Source organism: Pseudolabrys sp. (genome assembly GCF_050250095.1).
Classification (GTDB): domain Bacteria; phylum Pseudomonadota; class Alphaproteobacteria; order Rhizobiales; family Xanthobacteraceae; genus Pseudolabrys.
This window is the reverse complement of sequence record NZ_JBFWPH010000001.1, coordinates 552,774-571,300: the sequence shown is the minus strand read 5'-3', so window position 1 is coordinate 571,300 and position 18,527 is coordinate 552,774. Positions and strand designations below refer to the sequence as shown.

General features: G+C 65.6%; 20 protein-coding genes. 8 read left to right on the top strand and 12 right to left on the bottom strand.

The window, feature by feature from the left end; all coding sequences use genetic code 11:
• Window positions 1-2 precede the first annotated feature (2 nt).
• Together AB7F10_RS02740 and AB7F10_RS02735 are read right to left on the bottom strand one after the other, a co-directional pair.
• The gene (locus AB7F10_RS02740; protein WP_428557804.1) at window positions 3-833 is read right to left on the bottom strand and encodes an ABC transporter ATP-binding protein; all 831 of its coding nucleotides are present in this window, start codon (window positions 831-833) and stop codon (window positions 3-5) included.
• Between the two features lie 3 nt (window positions 834-836).
• On the bottom strand, window positions 837-1,973 hold the full coding sequence (locus AB7F10_RS02735; protein WP_428557805.1) for an ABC transporter permease: 1,137 nt from the start codon (window positions 1,971-1,973) through the stop codon (window positions 837-839).
• Window positions 1,974-2,062: 89 nt separating this feature from the next.
• Here AB7F10_RS02735 and dgcA point away from each other — a divergent pair, with 89 nt between their 5' ends.
• Window positions 2,063-3,070, top strand: a complete 1,008-nt coding sequence (gene dgcA, locus AB7F10_RS02730) for an N-acetyl-D-Glu racemase DgcA (RefSeq protein WP_428557806.1) — start codon at window positions 2,063-2,065, stop codon at window positions 3,068-3,070.
• A 212-nt stretch (window positions 3,071-3,282) separates the two neighbouring features.
• Complete coding sequence (locus AB7F10_RS02725) at window positions 3,283-3,759, top strand: hypothetical protein (RefSeq protein ID WP_428557807.1); 477 nt, start codon at window positions 3,283-3,285, stop codon at window positions 3,757-3,759.
• Here the strand turns inward: AB7F10_RS02725 and AB7F10_RS02720 are convergent.
• Window positions 3,691-4,869, bottom strand: a complete 1,179-nt coding sequence (locus AB7F10_RS02720) for an MFS transporter (protein WP_428557808.1) — start codon at window positions 4,867-4,869, stop codon at window positions 3,691-3,693. The genes AB7F10_RS02725 and AB7F10_RS02720 overlap by 69 nt on opposite strands.
• A gap of 67 nt (window positions 4,870-4,936) precedes the next feature.
• On the opposite strand from AB7F10_RS02720, the gene AB7F10_RS02715 reads away from it, so the two are divergent.
• The gene (locus tag AB7F10_RS02715) at window positions 4,937-5,935 is read left to right on the top strand and encodes a hypothetical protein (RefSeq protein ID WP_428557809.1); all 999 of its coding nucleotides are present in this window, start codon (window positions 4,937-4,939) and stop codon (window positions 5,933-5,935) included.
• Between the two features lie 107 nt (window positions 5,936-6,042).
• Here AB7F10_RS02715 and AB7F10_RS02710 read toward each other — a convergent pair whose 3' ends face one another.
• The 4 genes from AB7F10_RS02710 to AB7F10_RS02695 all read right to left on the bottom strand — a co-directional run bounded on the left by AB7F10_RS02710 (window position 6,043) and on the right by AB7F10_RS02695 (window position 9,731).
• On the bottom strand, window positions 6,043-7,026 hold the full coding sequence (locus AB7F10_RS02710; RefSeq protein WP_428557810.1) for a threonine ammonia-lyase: 984 nt from the start codon (window positions 7,024-7,026) through the stop codon (window positions 6,043-6,045).
• Between the two features lie 147 nt (window positions 7,027-7,173).
• Window positions 7,174-8,247, bottom strand: coding sequence for a glycosyltransferase family 4 protein (locus tag AB7F10_RS02705; RefSeq protein ID WP_428557811.1), 1,074 nt, complete (start codon window positions 8,245-8,247; stop codon window positions 7,174-7,176).
• On the bottom strand, window positions 8,244-9,038 hold the full coding sequence (locus tag AB7F10_RS02700) for a UDP-2,3-diacylglucosamine diphosphatase (protein ID WP_428557812.1): 795 nt from the start codon (window positions 9,036-9,038) through the stop codon (window positions 8,244-8,246). Before AB7F10_RS02700 ends, AB7F10_RS02705 begins: the two co-directional genes overlap by 4 nt.
• 72 nt (window positions 9,039-9,110) lie before the next feature.
• Window positions 9,111-9,731: a class I SAM-dependent methyltransferase gene (locus AB7F10_RS02695; protein ID WP_428558397.1), complete on the bottom strand. Its 621-nt coding sequence runs from the start codon at window positions 9,729-9,731 to the stop codon at window positions 9,111-9,113.
• 248 nt (window positions 9,732-9,979) lie between these two features.
• On the opposite strand from AB7F10_RS02695, the gene AB7F10_RS02690 reads away from it, so the two are divergent.
• Entirely contained in the window at window positions 9,980-10,759 is a 780-nt protein-coding gene (locus AB7F10_RS02690) for an SDR family oxidoreductase (protein ID WP_428557813.1), read from the top strand.
• A gap of 195 nt (window positions 10,760-10,954) precedes the next feature.
• Here AB7F10_RS02690 and AB7F10_RS02685 read toward each other — a convergent pair whose 3' ends face one another.
• From AB7F10_RS02685 to AB7F10_RS02675, 3 genes are all read right to left on the bottom strand, one after another.
• Complete coding sequence (locus tag AB7F10_RS02685; protein WP_428557814.1) at window positions 10,955-12,184, bottom strand: OmpP1/FadL family transporter; 1,230 nt, start codon at window positions 12,182-12,184, stop codon at window positions 10,955-10,957.
• Between the two features lie 288 nt (window positions 12,185-12,472).
• Window positions 12,473-12,757, bottom strand: coding sequence for a PilZ domain-containing protein (locus AB7F10_RS02680; RefSeq protein ID WP_428557815.1), 285 nt, complete (start codon window positions 12,755-12,757; stop codon window positions 12,473-12,475).
• 153 nt (window positions 12,758-12,910) lie between these two features.
• Entirely contained in the window at window positions 12,911-13,099 is a 189-nt protein-coding gene (locus tag AB7F10_RS02675; protein WP_428557816.1) for a hypothetical protein, read from the bottom strand.
• 278 nt (window positions 13,100-13,377) lie between these two features.
• Between AB7F10_RS02675 and AB7F10_RS02670 the strand changes: the two genes are divergently transcribed.
• Both AB7F10_RS02670 and AB7F10_RS02665 read left to right on the top strand, forming a co-directional pair.
• Window positions 13,378-14,313, top strand: a complete 936-nt coding sequence (locus tag AB7F10_RS02670; RefSeq protein ID WP_428557817.1) for an IS1595 family transposase — start codon at window positions 13,378-13,380, stop codon at window positions 14,311-14,313.
• Between the two features lie 320 nt (window positions 14,314-14,633).
• On the top strand, window positions 14,634-14,957 hold the full coding sequence (locus tag AB7F10_RS02665) for a hypothetical protein (RefSeq protein ID WP_428557818.1): 324 nt from the start codon (window positions 14,634-14,636) through the stop codon (window positions 14,955-14,957).
• A 103-nt stretch (window positions 14,958-15,060) separates the two neighbouring features.
• On the opposite strand, the gene AB7F10_RS02660 is transcribed toward AB7F10_RS02665, so the two are convergent.
• Window positions 15,061-15,234 carry a hypothetical protein gene (locus AB7F10_RS02660; protein WP_428557819.1) on the bottom strand — a complete coding sequence of 58 codons (174 nt, stop codon included), beginning with the start codon at window positions 15,232-15,234 and terminating at the stop codon, window positions 15,061-15,063.
• Window positions 15,235-15,246: 12 nt separating this feature from the next.
• Here AB7F10_RS02660 and AB7F10_RS02655 point away from each other — a divergent pair, with 12 nt between their 5' ends.
• Together AB7F10_RS02655 and AB7F10_RS02650 are read left to right on the top strand one after the other, a co-directional pair.
• Complete coding sequence (locus tag AB7F10_RS02655) at window positions 15,247-15,546, top strand: hypothetical protein (protein ID WP_428557820.1); 300 nt, start codon at window positions 15,247-15,249, stop codon at window positions 15,544-15,546.
• A gap of 1,304 nt (window positions 15,547-16,850) precedes the next feature.
• Window positions 16,851-17,702 (top strand): fumarylacetoacetate hydrolase family protein, encoded by an 852-nt coding sequence (locus AB7F10_RS02650; protein WP_428557821.1) that lies wholly within the window; start codon window positions 16,851-16,853, stop codon window positions 17,700-17,702.
• 81 nt (window positions 17,703-17,783) lie between these two features.
• On the opposite strand, the gene AB7F10_RS02645 is transcribed toward AB7F10_RS02650, so the two are convergent.
• Window positions 17,784-18,452, bottom strand: a complete 669-nt coding sequence (locus AB7F10_RS02645; RefSeq protein ID WP_428557822.1) for an outer membrane protein — start codon at window positions 18,450-18,452, stop codon at window positions 17,784-17,786.
• Between the last annotated feature and the right edge of the window lie 75 nt (window positions 18,453-18,527).

The following is an 18,527-nucleotide window of genomic DNA, read 5'->3' as shown; positions in this document are numbered from 1 at the left end:
TCTCATCGCCCCGGCGCTAAAGCGCCGGCCATTTGCCCTGACGCCGCCGCGCCGACCGCGCGCGCGCGTTTGCCGTGGAAATACGCCTTCAGCCAGGGATGTTGTGAGGCGAGCATGACGTCCATCGTTCCTGCGGCAATCACCTTGCCGTCCGCCAGCACGGCGATCCGATCGCAGACGGTGTGCAGGCTGTCGAGGTCATGAGTTACCATGAAAACGGTCAGTCCCAAAGTGCGCTGCAGGGTGGCGATCAGCTCGTCGAAATCGCCGGCGCCGATCGGATCGAGGCCGGAGGTCGGTTCGTCGAGAAACAGAATGTCGGGGTCGAGCGCAAGCGCGCGCGCCAGCGCCACGCGCTTGATCATGCCGCCGGACAGTTCCGACGGGAACTTGTGACGGACGGAAGGGTCGAGCCCCACCATTTCGAGCTTGGCGACCGCGATCTCGTCCATCAATTGCTGCGACAGCTTCAGATATTCCCGCATCGGGAACTGGATGTTCTCGGCGACCGTCAGCGAGGAAAACAGCGCGCCGTGCTGGAACAGCACGCCCCAGCGCCGCTCGACCGCGCGGCGCTCGGCCTCGCTCGCCTTCGACAGTTCGACGCCGAGCACGGTGATCTCGCCGCCGCGCCGCGGAAGAAGTCCGATGATGGTGCGCATCAGCACCGACTTGCCGGCGCCGGACGCGCCGACAAAGCCGAGGATCTCGCCGCGATAGACGTCGAGGTCGAGATGATCGAGCACATTAGTCGCGCCGAAGCCGACCACGAGGTCGCGCACGCCGATAATGACGTCTCCCTGCGTGCCGTTGCTTTTGCCGTTCGTCGCCATCGCCTACATCCCGATCGAGGCGAAGAAGATGGCGAACAGGCCATCGACCACGATGACGAGGAAGATCGACTCCACCACCGAGGCGGTGGTCTGCATGCCGAGCGACTCGGCGCTGCCCTTGACATTGAGGCCGGCGACCGAGGCGACGATGCCGATGATCAGCGCCATGAACGGCGCCTTGATCATGCCGACCTTGAAATGGTCGAGCGTGATCGCCTCCTTCAGCCGGCTGAGGAAAATGTCGGGATCGATGCCGCCATAGAGCCAGCAGACGAGGCCGCCGCCGTAAAGCGCGGCCATCGAGCCGATGAAGGTGAGGATCGGCATCGCGATGATGAGCGCCAGCACCCGCGGCAGGATCAGCACCTCGACCGGGTCGAAGCCCATCGTCCGCAGCGCGTCCACCTCCTCGCGCATCTTCATCGAGCCGATCTCGGCGGTGTAGGCGCTTCCCGAACGCCCCGCCACCATGATGGCGACGATCAGCACGCCGATCTCGCGCAGCACCAGGATGCCGACCATGTCGACGACGTAGATGTCGGCGCCGAACTTGCGGAAATGGAAAATGCCCTGCTGCGCGATGATCGCGCCGATCAGGAAGGTAATGAGCAGGATGATCGGCACCGCCCGCCAGCACACATGGTCGAGATGATGGATCAGCGAGGTGAAGCGGAACCGGGCCGGCTTCGCCCCGACGCGCAGCAGCGTGGTGGCGAGCGCGCCGAGCATGTCGAGGATCGCGATGAACGCGCCGCCGGCGGTCGCGACGCTGCGGCCGATCGCCGACAGCCCCCCGGCGGCGAGCGTTGCCCGCGGCGGCGGCGGCGCCTCGTTCTGGCCCGCGCCGTGCACCTCGTCGATCAGGGTCTGGAAGTTCGGGGCAAGGCCGGTCACCTGCGTCACCGCCCCGCGGTCGCGCCAGCTGCGCACCAGCCGCTCCAGCAGCCAGGCGCCGAAGGTGTCGAGCCGCTTGACGCCGCTCATGTCGATGTCGACGCGCGTGACATCCTCCGCGCCCCGTCCGGTGGCGACGATGTCCTTTTCCAGCCGATTGGCCGCGAGCGCGGTCCATTCGCCAGCGCCCGCCAAAGCCAGCCGCGTCCCGTCGGCTGTGCTTTTCAGCAGAATCTCGTCGCTCACACTGTGCTCCGGTCTTGAGCGCAGCCACCCGTCCAATCCATAATTGGCCCACCCCGGCGATGCTGTCGAGGGTCCGGCAGCCGGAAAATATGGTTAACGATCAACCCCTTGTGTTGTCGGCCAGCGTCGAACACTGGCCGATCGCCGGCACATTCACGATCAGCCGGGGCGCCAAGACGGAAGCGGCGGTCGTCGTCGTGGAACTCGTCCAAGAGTCCGTTCAAGGGTCTTTCCGCGGCCGCGGCGAGTGCGTGCCTTATGCGCGCTATGGCGAAACCGTCGAGGCAGTTGTGGCAACGCTCGACGCCGCCAAAAGTTCCCTCAAGCGCGGTCTCGACCGTACCGCCCTGCAACGCGCGATGCCGCCCGGCGCGGCGCGCAACGCGCTCGACTGCGCCTTCTGGGATCTCGAGGCCAAGCGCGCGGGCCGTCCCGTCCATGCGCTTGCCGGCCTGCCGGCGCCCGCGCCGCGCATCACCGCTTACACGCTGTCGCTCGACACGCCGGACAAGATGGCTGAGGCCGCCGCCCGCTCCGCCGCGCGCAAACTCCTGAAGGTGAAGCTCGGCGGCGACGGCGATGTCGCACGCATCGCGGCGGTGCGCGCCGCCGCGCCGCAGTCGGACCTGATCGTCGACGCCAACGAAGGCTGGACCGCCGCCAATCTCGAAGCGAACCTCGCGGCCTGCGCCGCCGCGCGCGTGTCGCTGGTCGAGCAGCCATTGCCGGCCGGCCGGGATGACATGCTCGCGACCATCGCGCGGCCGCTTCCGGTCTGCGCCGACGAGAGCGTTCACGACCGCGCCTCGCTTGGCGCGCTTGCCGGCAAATACGACGCGGTCAACATCAAGCTCGACAAGACCGGCGGCCTCACCGAAGCGCTGGCGATGGTCGCGGAAGCCGAACGGCTCGGCCTGCAGATCATGGCGGGCTGCATGGTCGCGACCTCGCTCGCCATGGCGCCGGCGATGCTGGTCGCGCAGCGCGCGCGATTCGTCGACCTCGACGGTCCGCTGCTGCTCGCGCGCGATCGCGCCAACGGACTCCAATACCGCGACAGCCAAATCTTCCCCCCAACGCCCGCTTTGTGGGGTTGATCGTTCGGGCCTGTCCCGAATTGGCACGAAACACCGCTGTCTTTCCGGCTCATAAATTAAGGCGGGTTAATTTTTTTGGTTAACAAATGGTTACCGTCTGACCTAGACTGAGTCGCGATAAGGGCCGTGACAGACGGCCCGGGGGCTGAGGGGTCTCTGACGTGACGGGGCTGCGGGCGTTTCTGGCAGGCGCAATGCTGTTGGCGTGCGGAGTGACATCCGCGTCCGCCACCATGCTCATCTCGGAAGATCGTGGCGGCCAGATCGGCGCCTATCTTCAGACCTTCACCAATGTGCGCGACACCGGCGAGCGCGTCGTCATCGACGGCAACTGCCTGTCCGCCTGCACCATCCTGCTCGGCGTCGTGCCGCGCGACCGCATCTGCGCGACGCCGCGCGCGCGGCTCGGCTTCCACGCCGCGTGGATGCCGGATGAAAGCGGCCGTCCGGTGACGAGCCCGCTCGGCACGCAGGCCTTGTGGAACATCTATCCCGCGCATGTGCGCCGGCTCATCAACCGGCACGGCGGCCTCACCCGCAAGATGATCTATATCGAGGGCCGCGAACTGGCGCAGCTGGTGCCGACCTGCGGCACGCCGACCCGCGCCGCGACCCGCGATTCACGCCGCCGGTTCGGCAGCAAGGCGCTTCGCGATGCACGCGCAAGCGCAGCCAACAACCGCCGCTAGCGCCATCGCCGCGTAGGCGGCGTTTCCGAACGACGCAAACAGCACGCCGGCCAGTCCGGTCGCACCCGCCATCGCCAATCCAAGCGCGATGGCGAAATAGCCTTGCGCGGTCGCGCCCTGCCCCGGCGGCGCATGGCGCGCGACGAAGGCGAGCGAGCCGAGATGCACCGCGCCGAACGACAGGCCGTGCATCAGTTGCAGCACCGGCAGCGTCGCGACCGGCGGATCGAACGCCATCGCGAGCCAGCGCAGCGCGGCGCCGGCCGCGCCGAGCGCGAGCAGCCGCAACGGCGTCAGCGCGCGCGGCAACCGCTCCTGGCATGCGAACAGCGCGATCTCCGCGATGACGCCGAGCGCCCACAGCGCCGCGACCGCCGCGCCGTCGAGACCGGCCTGCGTCCAGGCGAGTGCCGAAAAGCCGTAATAGACCGCGTGGCTCGCCTGCGCGAGCGCCGCGGCCGCCGCGACCAGCAGGAACACCTTGTCGCGCAACAGGCCCCGGCGCGGCGGCGGCGGCTGCGCGTGAGCCGCCGGAGCGCTCGCAAAGCTCATTGGCTCCAGCGCAACCGCCGTGAGCGCAATCAACAGCGACGCGCCGACCAGGAGCCAGATCAGCCGCTCATGCGGAATGAGATCGATCGCCGCGCCGGCCGCGAAAGTGCCGGCGATGAAAGCGAGCGAACCCCACAGCCGCACCGGCCCGTAGGCGCGGCCGCGCGCGGCGAGCCCGCGCAGCGCGTAGGTTTCGGTGAGCGGCATGATCGGCGTGTAGAGGAACGAGGCGAGCGCGAACGCGACCCCGATCGCCAGCGCGCCTTCGGCGAAGCCGAGCAGCACATAGCCGGCGACGGTCGCGACGGCGGCCGCCGCCAGCACCGCCTTCACCGCGTCGCCACGGTCCGCGATCCGTGTCGCCAGCGGCACGGCCGCCACCCGCACCACCATCGGCAGCGCCAGCACGAGGCCGATCGCGCGCTCGTCCAGCCCCTTGGCGGCCAGCCACACCGGGAAGAACGGCAGTTGCACGCCGCCCAGCGTGAAGATCGCGGCGTAAAGCAGCGCGAGCCGCGTGATGAAACCCGGTCGGAGCGGAGCAGCAGTGCTTGTCACAGGCCTGTCGGGGGTGCTGGCCGAATCAGTTGCGTCCTTTGATAGACTGCCGGCGACCGGATTGCCTATGGCCACAGACCCTCTCGTCCGCAGCGACCTTTCCGCCGAGCCCACCGAGGCCGAATATCGCGCGTTTTGCGACACGGTGATGGCGACCGGCCGCGGCCGCTGGTTCCTCGCCGAACACGCGCGCCGCCATCGCAAGGCGACGACGCAGGACGCGCTCGACACGCTGTCGCGGATTGAAACCCGGCTGCGGATCGCGCGCGATCCTGCGACCGCTCATGTGTTCGAGGAACTGCGCTCGCTCGCCGCCACCATCCATCACGCCCGGCTCGACATCGGCTGGTCGGACAGCGAGTTCTCGAAGGGCGCGAAGGTGATGGCGCTGCTCGAACTGCTCGAGGGCCGCATCGCCGGCTTGCTCGACGACACCGCCCGCGATGGCGCGACCGCGCCCGAAGACAAGGCCGAGCCGCGCGTGCAACTGACGGTGATCGCGGCCAATCCGCTGCCGCCCCGTCCGCGGCCCGAACTGCCGGCGATCGACTTTACCGCCGAGGCGACCGTGGTGGCGCTGCCGCAACCGGCCGCCGCCGTCGAGTTCCGCAACGAGCGGACCGATATCGACACTGCGCACATTGAAATTGCGCTCTCAGCCGAGCCGGCGGCTTCGACGCTCGCCTTTCCGGCGGTCGCGATGTTCCAGCCGTTCGAGATCGACAAGGACGAGCGGACCGAAGCCGCCGCGCCGGTCGATTTCACGCCCGAGCCGTTCGACGCCGAGGCGATTGCGCCGGAGGTTTTTGACGCGCCCGTCGCGGAAGCCATCCTCGAAGCCGCGGCGGTCGAAGCCGTTCTCGAAACGGTCGTCGAGGCAGCGACGGCCGTTGAGGCTGTTGCGGAGACGCCGGGCGACATCGAACTGTTCGCAGCACCGGTTGTCGCCGAACAACCGGCGGCAACGCCACCTGCCGTTGTCCGGCGTCAGCTGCCGCCCGGCTACGATCCGATGACGCCGGTGCGCGCCTTGAGCGCCGACGAACGCATCGCGCTGGTGAGCTGACTTGTTGGCAGTCATCGCCCGCGAAGGCGGGCGATCCAGTAAACACCGAATTTCACGAGTGTACTGGATGCCCCGCCTGCGCGGGGCATGACAGAGGAGTTTAATCGCTACGCTGCGATCAATCTGTCGAACAGCGCGGCATCGACGTTGCCGCCGGACAAGACCGCGACCACGACCCTGCCCGCAACCGGCACCTTGCCGGCGAGCAGCGCCGCAAGCCCGATGGCCCCGCCCGGCTCGACCACCAGCTTCAATTCGCGGAACGCGAAGCCGACCGCGCGGGCGACCTCCGCGTCGCTCGCCGCCACGCCCTCGCCGATCAGCGCGCGCGTGATCGGAAAAGTCAGCTCGCCCGGCGTCGGCGACATCAGCGCGTCGCAGATCGTGCCGGACAGCTTCGCGTTGGTTTCGCGATGGCCGCTGGCGAAGGAGCGCGCCATGTCGTCGAAGCCTTCCGGCTCCGCGGTGTAGAACTTCACCTGCGGCAGCCGCGCCTTGACGGCGAGCGAGATGCCGGCGGCAAGCCCGCCGCCCGAAGCGCCGATCACCACCACGTCGGGTTTCAGGCCCTGCGCGGCAAGATCCTCGACGATCTCGCGGCCAATGGTGCCCTGCCCCGCGATGATGAGCGGATCGTCATAGGGCGGCACCAGCGTCGCGCCGCGTTCGGCGGCGATGCCCTGCGCGATCGCCATGCGGTCTTCCCTGTCGCGGTCGTAGAGCACGACCTGCGCGCCGAGCGCGGCGGTGCGCTCGCGCTTGGCCGCCGGCGCGTCGCGCGGCATCACGATGGTCGCCGGCAGGCCGAGCAACTGCGCCGCGGCGGCGACGCCCTGCGCATGATTGCCCGACGAGAACGCCACCACGCCCGCCGCGCGGCGGTCCGCCGCGATCGAGGACATCTTGTTGTAGGCGCCGCGGAACTTGAACGAACCGGTACGCTGCAGGGTCTCCGCCTTCAGGAACACCCGCGCGCCGATGGCGGCGTCCAGCACCGGCGAGTTGATCAGGGGCGTGCGGATCGCGATACCGCTGAGCCGCGACGCAGCGGCATCGACATCGGCGGCGGTCGGCGGCTTCAACTGAGACATGCCGAGAATCGTAGGCTCGCTCGACAGGCCGAGCAAGTTCCACACCCGTCATGCCCGGCCTTGTGCCGGGCATCCACGTCTAACTTGGCATAAAACGCAGGAAAGTCGTGGATGGCCGGGACAAGCCCGGCCATGACGAACGAAAACCTACGCCGCGGCCCGCGCCTCCCGCCGCCGCGCCCGGCGGCCCAGCGCCGGGTTCACCGCCTGCGTGACGTGACCGAGCAGCGCGCGCGTGCTCGCCTGCCAGGTCATCGTCAGCGCGAAATCGCGGGCCGCCTGCTTCGACAGCGTGAGCGCCTTCAGGCAGGCCGCGCGCAGATCTTCGTCAAGCGCGCCGACCGCGGCCGGGTCGCTCGCCAGCCCCAGCACGTCGCGCGGCGCCGGCGCCGGAAAAGCCGCGACCGGCAGGCCGCTCGCCAGCGCCTCCAGCAGCACGAGGCCGAAGGTGTCGGTGCGGCTCGGAAACACGAAGACGTCGCTGCCGGCATAGATGCGCGCCAGCGCCTCGCCATGCTGCGCGCCGAGGAACACCGCGCCGGGAAATGTCTTCTCGAGCTCCGCGCGCGCCGGCCCGTCGCCGACCACGAGCTTCGTGCCCGGCAGGTCGAGCGCGAGAAACGCCTCGACGTTCTTTTCGACCGCGAGTCGGCCGACGGTGAGAAACACCGGCCGCGCAAATCCGAGATCGCCCGCCTTCTCCGGGGAAAACAGCGCCGCATCGACCCCGCGCTGCCACAGCTTCACGGTCTTGAAGCCGCGCGTCTCGAGTTCGGCGAGAAGCGTCGGCGTCGCCGCCATGGTGGCCGCCGCAGGTCCGTGGAACCAGCGCAGCAGCGACCAGACGGCACGTTCCGTCCAGCGCGCCGGCAGCGGCAGCCGCTCGGCGAGATAGTCCGGAAACCGCGTGTGGAAGCTCGAGGTGAACGGCAGCCGCCGCGCGATGCAGAGGCCGCGCATCGCGAGCCCGACCGGCCCTTCGGTCGCGATATGGATCGCATCGGGCGCAAAGGCGTCCACCGCGCGCGCCACCAGGCGCCGCGTCGCCAGCGCGAGGCGGATTTCCGGATAGCCCAGCATCGGCATGCCGGCGAACATCGCCGGCGTGACGAAATGAACCGTGTTGCCGAGCGCCGTAGCCTCGCGCGCGGTCTGCTTCAGCGTGCGCACCACGCCGTTGACCTGCGGATTCCAGGCGTCGGTCGCGATCAGAAGCTTCATGCCGCTTCCACCCGCGCCGGCGCTGCCGGCGCGCGGTCGTGGCCGGGCCGCGCCCAGTTGATGATCGCGAAGACGCCGTCGTGGCCTTCCGCCACCGCCGTGCAGCTTTCCACCCAGTCGCCGCAGTTGACGTAGCGCAGGCCGAAATCGTCGTGGATCGCGGCATGGTGAATATGGCCGCAGACCACCCCTTGCGCGTCGTGGCGCTTGGCTTCCGCGGCGAGCGCCTTCTCGAAGGCGCCGATATAGTTCACCGCGTTCTTCACCTTCAGCTTCGCCCACTGCGACAACGACCAGTACGGCGCGCCGAAGATGCGCCGCAGCGCGTTGAACACGCGGTTCGCCGCGATCGCGAATTCGTAGGCCTTGTCGCCCAGGAGCGCGAGCCAGCGCGCCTGCGTCACCACCATGTCGAAGATGTCGCCATGCACGACCAGATAGCGCCGCCCGTCGGCGCCCTCATGGATCGCGGTTTCGGCGACCTCGATGCCGCCGAAATGCGTGCCGTAATAGCCGCGCAGGAATTCGTCGTGATTGCCGGGGATGTAGACGATGCGCGCGCCCTTGCGGCCCTGCCGCAGCAGCTTTTGCACCACGTCGTTATGCGCCTGCGGCCAGTACCACGACGAGCGCAGCGCCCAGCCGTCCACGATATCGCCGACGAGGTAGATCGTGTCGGCCTCATGGTATCGCAGGAAGTCGAGCAGCTTGTCGGCCTGGCAGCCGCGCGTGCCGAGATGCACGTCGGAGATGAAGAGCGCACGAAACCGTTTCGGGACGACTTCCGTCACGAAACGCTGCCCTGTCCGGTCATTGCCATCTGGATCGGCACCTAGCATGCGCGCATTGCAGTTTTATGACAGTCACGCCGCGGCGGTCCGGCGGAACCGCACCAGCGTGTAGACGCCGAACGGCGGGATCTTCCTCCGCTCGATCAGCTCGACGCCGGAGTGCGCTTGCGCCCAGGCCGCGAGCCGCGCGAAGGGAAACTCCGGCCGCAGGCCGAGACGCCGCGCCCGCGCCGCCGTCCAGCGCTCGACCGCGGCGGCAAGCCCGCGCTCCGAGTAAAGATGATTGACGAGGATGATCTGCCCGCCCGGCCGCACCACCCGCGCGCATTCGGTGAGCACCTGCTCCGGGTTCTCCACCAGCGTGATGACGAACTGCGCGACCACGCAGTCGAACGACGCATCGGCGTAGCCAAGCGCGCCGGCGTCCATCACGGCGAGGCCCTTGACGAAGGGATAGCGGCCCGACGCCGCCCGCTCGCGCGCCCGCGCGATCATAGGCTCGGAAATATCGATGCCGGTGATCTCGGTGCTCGCGTCGTAGTCGTCGAACGACAGCCCGGTGCCGACGCCGATCTCGAGAATACGTCCGCCGACGTCGCGCGCCGCAGCGGCGGCCGCGCGCCGCCCGTTCAGGAACACCGGTCCGCACAGCGCGTCGTAGACCGGCGCCCAGCGCTGATAGGCGCGCTCCATCACCTGGGCGTCGGGATCGGCGAAGGACGGCGGAACATGGGCGGGCGACGGATCGTGCGGCTGGAGGGTCATGGGCATTAGGTCATGGCCTTGGCTTCCGGCGGGCGGAGAATCGTTTCAGTGGCGTCGCCGTCCCGCCTACCAGCCGTTTGCGACGGTCAGGCGACAGCCGGTCCTCGAAGCCTTGACGCTTCCGCGGGCGCACCCGACACTCGCGCCACAACAAGAAACGCGAAGGACTCTCCGCAATGGATCTTGGAATTGCCGGCCGCAAGGCCATCGTTTGCGCCTCGAGCCGCGGGCTCGGCAAGGCCTGCGCCCGCGCGCTCGCCGAAGCCGGCTGCGAGGTCATCGTCAATGGCCGCGACCCGAAGAAGACCGAGGCGACCGCGATCGAGATCGCAAACCTCACCAAGACGAAAGTGGCCCCCGTCGTCGCCGACGTGTCGACCCCCGAAGGTCAGGCCAAGCTGCTCGCCGCCTGCCCGCAGCCCGACATTCTCATCAACAACAACGCCGGCCCGCCGTTTCGCGACTTCCGCGAACTGTCGCGCCAGCAGATGATCGACGGCGTCATCGCCAACATGATCGTCGCGATCGAGCTGATCCAGAAGGTGATCGATCCGATGAAGCAGCGCCGCTTCGGCCGCATCGTCAACATCACCTCGGCCGCGGTGAAGGCGCCGCTCGCCGGCCTCGATCTGTCCTCCGGCGCGCGTTCGGGGCTGACCGCCTTCCTCGCCGGCGTCTCCCGCACCGTCGCGGACAGGAATGTCACCATCAACCAGCTGCTGCCCGGCGCCTTCGACACCGACCGGCTGCGCGCCAACCTGAGCAAGACCGCCGAAACGTCGGGCAAGAACATCACCGAGATCGCCGCCGGCCGCATCGCCAGCATCCCGGCCAAGCGCTTCGGCGATCCCAAGGAATTCGGCGAGGCCTGCGCGTTTCTCTGCTCGGCGCAGGCGAGCTACATCACCGGGCAAAATCTGCTGATCGACGGCGGCGCCTTCCCCGGCACGTTCTAGGAGCGCGGCCTCGCTTTGTGAACGCACGAATTCCCTCGGGCGGCTGCACAATCTCCTCCGTCATGCCCCGCGAAGGCGGGGCATCCAGTAATCTCCGTCGACGTCCGTGTTTACTGGATCGCCCGCCGGAGCCTGTCATCGGGCCGCGCTTGCGCGGGCCCGTTGGCGGGCGATGACAACGGTGGATTCTTGCCGTTACCAGATCGGCCCGCCCCACTGATAGCGCACGGCGAGCGAGACAATGTGGCTGCTGCTGTCGGCCGTCCCGGTATAGGCGCCGGCGGCGGCCGAGAACCACGGATTGCCCGATGCCGCCGTGATCGTGATCGGCGTCGCGGCGACGTCGATATAGGTGTAGGCGAGATCGACGACGAGGCCGGGGAACTGCGGCGGCCGGTAGCTCGAGCCGATCGAGTACCAGTAACGGTCGCTGTCCGGCAGCCGTGGCGTGCGCACGCTTTCCGGAATGGGCGTCGACTCATAAGCAAAGCCCGCGCGCAGCGTGAGGTCGCTCCGCAGCGCACATTCGGCGCCGATCGAAACCATGAAGCTGTCGCGATAGTTGAACGGCAGCAGGATGGCGGCGCCGGTCGGCCCGAGCGCCGCGGCGCCATTCGCCTGCGTCACCGCCACGCCGCCGATCCGGCTCCAGTTCGTCCATTCGACGCCCGCCATCACCGTCGCGCGCTCGCCGACCCGCTGGCGCAGGCCGACCGTCATGACGTCCGGCAGTTTCACCGTCGCCTTGATGCCGCCGTTGGTCGCGAGGCCGATGCCGCCGGTCATGTCGCCCTTGAGATCCTGGTCGATCGCCGAGCGATAGCCGATGCCGATCTGCGTGCCGCGGAACGGCGTGAAGGTCGCGCCCGCCGTGAAGCCGAAACCCCAGCCGGTGCCTTCGAGCCTCAGGTTCGACACCGCCGCGCCCTGAAAATTCTCGAACCGGATATCCATGTATTGAATTTGCAGCCCCAGCCCAACGCTGAGCCAGTCCGTCACTTTCATCGCGGCGACCGGATTGAAGTTGTAGGACTTCATCTCGGAGTCCTGCGCATAGGCCGCGCCCGCCCAGGTCTTCGGAAACTTTGCCGCGACGCCGTAGGCGCCGTTGGTGCCCCAGCCGATCCAGAACCGGTCGTTGAGCTGCCAGGACGAATAGCCGGACGGCACCAGCGCGTTCTTGGCGGTGTTGCTGTCGGACGCCGTCAGCGCGCCGCCGCCGCCGACGCCGCCTTGCGACGTCTTGCTGATGATGCCGGAAAAGCCGTTCTCCATGCTCTTGCCGGACTGCTGCGTGATCGTCGCCGGATTCCAGAACATCGACGACAGCGCGCCGCCGGCCGCGACCCCGGCATAGGATGCGCCCTGCCCGGCCACGCTCTGCTCGTGGACGGCAAAGGCGCCGGCCCATGCGTCTGGCAGCACCGCGGCTGACGCGGTCAGGATTGTCAGGACAAAAACCGGGACACGCTTCGGCAGTCGATGGACACGTTGTCCTGCAGACCGACCCGCACGCCGACGCAACATTGCCACCCCCAACCTCGCGGGCGGCGCCTTCTTGTCGGTGCGCCTGCCACCATCCGGGCGGCAGCTTCAACCAAATGCGCCCCGGTGACAATTGGGGCGCCGCACTTCGAGGATGGCCGAAAACCGATTTTCCTCCGGTGTTGCCGGCGAGTGCCGCCGGCAATGCGTGTCCGGCAGCCGGCGGCGTCAGCCGGGGAATTCGACGCCGAGGCGCTTTGGCTCGCGCCATACCACCCGGCAGTCGTACCGGGCGTGTTCGCTGTCGATCAGCAGCACGAATGTGTCCGGCACGCCGATGCTCGATTCTACCTCCAGGCAGGCGCCGAGCGGCGACAGGTTGCGCACGCGGCAATCGAACCGCGCGCCGGAGTTGAAGGCGATGCTGCCGCCCTTCAGGGTGCGGTGCCGGCGAATGCGCCGGCGCTCGACCTGTCCTTGCACGACGGTCTTGTCGTCCTCGACAACGGTCATGGGTTCCCTCCCTCTCAAGGAACGCTATGTCTCGCGGGCGTCTCGGCCGCGTCCGCCCGCAATGCGAATGCGGGCGGATATTGTTGGGAGGGATCATCGCAGCGATGGTTTATCCGGCCGTGAAAATGCCGCGCAAAAACGGGCCGGTTACATTCACGGTTCGATAACCGTGGGACCTTCCGGCGCGTCGATGTCGCGCGGGAAATGCACGCTGCAATCGCTGCATTTGAAGATGTCGACCAGCCTGTCGGCGGTGCGCGTGCGGCTTTCGACAAGGCTCATCGCGCGGCCGCACAGCGGACAGTGCGGACTCTGAGGCGCGGGCAATCGAATATCGGTCATGAAATTCGCCTCCTTCTTGGTGGAGCAGGCGCACATCGCTTCGGACGCGAGATGTGAGGGTTGGCCGCAAGCGAAACGCCTGCGTTGGGGGTATGCTGGGTTAACGCCAGAACGCCGCGTTGGTCCCATCACGAGCCGTTACATCGCGCGGCAAACGTGACCGCGCGCCGGGAACCGTCATGGTTTCGGCACAGTTCGGAATAGGATTTATTTCCCAATTATCCGGTTGACACCACAAGCCCCATATGCTGTATTTGCAGCAACAAAGGGCTTTGGACATGGACACCTTCTCAGCACCCCACTTCCGCGACGATCAGGCCGCTAGGGCCTATCTCGAAGGTGTTCTGTGGCCGGAAGGTCCGGTTTGCCCGCACTGTGGCGTTATCAATCACGCTTACGCGACCAAGCGCCCCGGCGTGTTCCGCTGCGCTGAGTCAAAGTGCCGCAAGGATTTCACCGTCACCATGCGGACCGTCATGGAGCGCAGCAAAATCCCGCTGCACAAGTGGCTCCAAGCCTTCCACATGATGTGCGCCAGCAAGAAAGGCGTATCGGCTCACCAAATCCATCGCACCCTCGGCATCGGCTACGAGGCCGCATGGTTCATGTGCCACCGAATTCGTGAAGCGATGCGCGACGGGGGCCTTAGCCCGCTTGGTGGCGAGGGCCAGATCGTTGAAGCCGACGAAACCTATTTCGGCAAAGTGGACAAGGCGAACCGCCGCACCAAGACGACCAGCGGTCGCCCGTTCACTAAAGGTGGCCGTGCATCGAATAACCGCCCGATTGTCTCGCTGGTCGAGCGCGGCGGTAACGTGCGCTCATTCCATGTCGCGGTTGCCGACGCTGAGAACGTCGCCAACATCGTCAACGAAAACATCATGCGCGAAAGCCGGTTGCACACTGACGAGTCGCGCCTTTACACCAAGGTCGGCGCTAATTTCGCGAAGCACGAAACCGTCAATCACAGCGGGAAAGAATACGCCCGTGGCGATGTGACTACCAACACGGTCGAGGGCTACTTCTCAATTTTCAAACGCGGTATGCGCGGCGTCTACCAGCACTGCGGCGAAAAACATTTGCACCGCTATCTCGCGGAATACGATTTCCGTTTCAATCACCGGATCAAGCTTGGCTTCAACGATGGCGACCGTGCGACACTTGCCGTGAAGGGTGCGGCTGGCAAGCGTCTCACGTATCGGGGGCCTCACTAAGCCCGTATTCAAGCATGTCGCGCGGCGCTTCCTGCGTTGGCGCAAAAAGCATCCAATCAAGCGCAAGGTAAAGCGAATCTGGGTCCGGTGAATTACCGGGGGCGATCATGATTCGTTCTTGCCGAATCTCGCGAATCCCGTGAGCATTACCGGGACCGATTCGAGAAAAGCCGCCGGACAGGTGGTGCTGTCCAGCGGCCCTCGAATTTCTCCGCGTGGTAGCGAGCCGTTCGCGGAGCAGGTTGTGTAGCGAATTGGATTGAATCCGACTCGATTGCTTGGGTCAAGCGGCTCGCACTTCAACTATGGAGTGCGCCATCATGGCCAACTCAAACTACTGCGTAACTTTTCGAATTGCCGACAAAACTGTCGGCGGCCGCTCTTATGCCGAAAGATATAAAGCGCTGATCGACGCAATGCGCGCTGAAGGCATGGGATACTGGGAAGAAACCACGTCGTTTTTCATGGTGGAATCCCCACACAACACAACGGCAATTACTACTCACGGCGCAAAAAGTCTTAGTGCGGCCGATGATTTGCTGGTTGTGTTCGACCCAACAGACATGTCTGCATCCTACTTCGGCGCGCTAAAGCACGTTGAGGTGCTGCGGTCATTTTTCCCGAAACTGAAAAAGGTCGGATGAACATCAATCGGAATACATAATAGACGCGCGGCTTTCATGACCGCCCAACAACGGAGTTTTTTCCATTTAGTCATTGCGTAGGCTCCGAAAATCGGAAGCCCGACTATTTGCCGGGCTTCTTCTTTGCTTTGCTTTTCTTGGCGACCTTGCCAAGGTTTCGTTTAGGCGAGATGTCGCTCATCGCCTTGTGACCTGTAACGCGTGCGCCGCGTAGTGCGGCCTCCATACGGCGCTTGGTTTCGTTGTCACTAAAATTGTCATCTGACTTTTTCGCCATCGGGGAGCTTTCATGACGGGCAAAGGAACACGCCGCAGACAACTTAGAATTATATCACAAATTCAACTGTCTCACGAAGAGGCTGCAGCACTAAGCGATGTGTTTTCCGACCTGTCACAACATGCCATTGTTACAGGCATTCTCGGCGGCGTTCTCGTAGAACACCAGTTGGATGCGTTATTGCGAGATAAATTTAAGCGCCGCGATGATGCAACTTGGGAGCAGTTGGTCGGTGAGAACGGCCCCCTACGTTCTTTTCATACAAAGATTATTGCCGGTCATGCTTTTGGAATTTATGACGACACGTTTTGAGATGATCTAAATATCGTAAGGATCATCCGAAACGCTTTCGCCCATTCAAGACAAATACTCGATTTTGACAACAAACTAATCGGCGATGAACTTGCCATCGCGGTTCACATACACAAAGCAATCAAAAAATCATTCTTTGCCAAACGGTCAAAGGTTGCGTCGCAGTCTGCTTATGTAACGCTCTGTTACAACCTAACTTTAAAATTGCTTCAGAAAAGAAATCGGGCCGTTAGCGCCGCTACGCGGCGTCTGCGTAAGAAGCAGCTGGAGTCGTCGCCTATTCTGAATGCCCTTCTGGCCGGGACAAATCCTCCGCAATCACGTCGAGTATTGAATTCACTATTGTCTGAGGCCGGTCAAAACGCCGATCCCAGGACTCCACCTCCCGGTGGAGTTCTTGGCGGGCTGACTCGCTTAGTGCCAGTGGAGTCCGGCAAGAGGGACAAATGAATTTGGGCGCGCCAGCCTCGGCACGCTCAACATAGGTTTCCTCGGCTTCAACAATACAACATTTAGTCATTGTGGTGTCAACCGGATAATTGGGATTTATTTCCTTGACAGACCGGGCCGGCTTTTCTACCCTCGTTCCATCCCGCCCCGTCTCACGGGGGCGTCTCATGAGCGTCACGAGGCGCGGGGCGGATCCGGAACGCGCGGCCGGAGATCAGGCCGCGCAGACCGGAGCCGGTGCGGAGCGTTTCCGCGGCCGGTTGGCGGTGGCCCGGTCGCATCGTGACGCACGATGCGGTCAGGCAGGCGGAAGCCGCACGATCCCCATCCGGCGGGCGGCCGGAACAGCGGCGCGTACAACGGACCCGCGCCGGGGCTTGTGCGAGCGACGCCTTCGAAACACCGCGCGCGGGACGCCGGATGCTTCCGGCGACTGCGGTGACGTCGCCTGTGTGTTCAAACTCAAACACACACAGGGCCGTGGACGCGGTGAAACGTCCGGCGTTCCGCGCGCCCCGTGTTCAAGGGGCGGAAGGAACAGGATCGGGACTGCGGCGTACCCGGCGCCGGATAAGAATACGGGTGAACTCGCATGTCCGCCTCTCCCCCTCATGGTGAGGAGCCCGCCGAAGCGCCAGCGCAGGCGGGCGTCTCGAACCATGAGGCCACGGGGGCCATCCTTCGAGACGCATCGCCTGGCGGCGATGCTCCTCAGGATGAGGCGGAATACGCAGCGGACACGATGCCAAACGGCTCTGGGCAGCCCCCTCCACTTGCCCTTGGCCCCTGCGCCGTCGCATGATCGGCCGATCGCTTCACCCACAATGCAGAATGTTTCGGGGAGAGACCGTAAAATGAAACTCGTCCGCTATGGACCGCTTGGCAAGGAGAAGCCCGGCATCATCGACGCCGACGGCAAGATCCGCGACCTGTCGAAAATCGTGCCGGATCTCGCCGGCGAGGGACTGTCGCCGGCAAGCCTCGCCAAGATCCGCAAGGCCAACATCAAGCGCCTCAAGGTCGTCCCCGGCAAGCCGCGGCTCGGCGCCTGCGTCGGCAAGGTCGGCCACTTCATCGCCGTCGGCCTCAACTATGCCGACCACGCGGCGGAAGCCGGCATGGCGATCCCGAAGGAGCCGATCCTCTTCACCAAGGCGCCCTCCTCGATCTGCGGCCCGAACGACAACACCATCATCCCCAAGGGCTCGACCAAGATGGACTACGAGGTCGAGCTGGCGATTGTGATCGGCTCGCCGGCGCTCAACCTCACCAAAGAGAACGCGATGCGCGCCGTTGCCGGCTATTGCATCAACAACGACGTCTCCGAGCGCGACTTCCAGATCAACCATGAGCCGACCTGGATGAAGGGCAAGGGCGCGCCGACCTTCGGGCCGCTCGGTCCCTGGCTCGTCACCAAGGACGAGATCAAGGATCCGCAGAACCTGAACATGTGGCTCGACGTCAACGGACAGAAGCGCCAGCGCGGCAACACCAAGACGATGATCTTCGGCGTCGCCCATATCGTCTGGTACTGCTCGCAGTTCTTCAAGCTCGAGCCCGGCGACGTCATCGTCACCGGCACGCCGCCGGGCGTCGCGCTCGGCATGAAGCCGACGCCGCAGTTCCTCAATGCCGGCGACGTGGTGACGCTCGGCATCGACGGCCTCGGCGAGCAGCGCCAGAAGCTCGTCGCACCGAAGAAGTAATTCGGCCGGTTCACGCCGGCGCAAAACAAAACCCCGGGCACGAGGCCCGGGGTTTCTTATGTCTTCGTTCGCGTCGTGCGATCAGAAGCGGTAGTTGATGCCCGCGCGCACGATATGGCTCTTGAACGAAACGTCGTTCGGGGTGCCCGCGCCGCAGGGCGCGCCGCAGTCGAACTTGCCGAGATCGGCGTAGAGATACTCGGCCTTGACGCTCCAGTTGTTCCACATCGCGTATTCGAGGCCGGCGCCGACGGTCCAGCCGAAACGGGTCTCGCTGGTCGAGCCGGTCAGGCTGTTCTCGGCCTTGACGCTGCCATAGGCCGCGCCGCCGGTGATGTAGGGCAGCCAGCGATCCCAGCCGCCGTAGCCGATGCGGCCGCGGGTGGTGCCGAGCCAGGTGTTCTTGGTCGAGCAGGTGGCGAGACCGCAGGCGGTGTCGTCCTTCATGTCCGACCACATCAGATCGGTCTCGAGGCCCCACACCCAGGTGCCGGTCTGGAAGTTGTAGCCGGCGGTCACGCCGCCGAGAAAACCTTTCGGATCGAGGCTGATGGCCGAGGCGCTCCAGTCGGAGCTGCCGAAGCCGTAGCCGGCGTTCAGACCGACATAGAAACCGGTCCAGCTGAAGTAGGCCGGCGCGACATAAGCCGGCGCTTTGTAGGCGGGCGGCAGATCGGCGGCGCTGGCGGAGAGCGGAGCGGCGGCGACGAAGAGCGTGGCGATGCCGCGGCGGATCAACTTGGCAATCATTGAGCAACCCTTTCACACTGCGATGAACACGACGCCGAAGGCCGGTGACAGACCACACGGCGTGCAATCGAATTC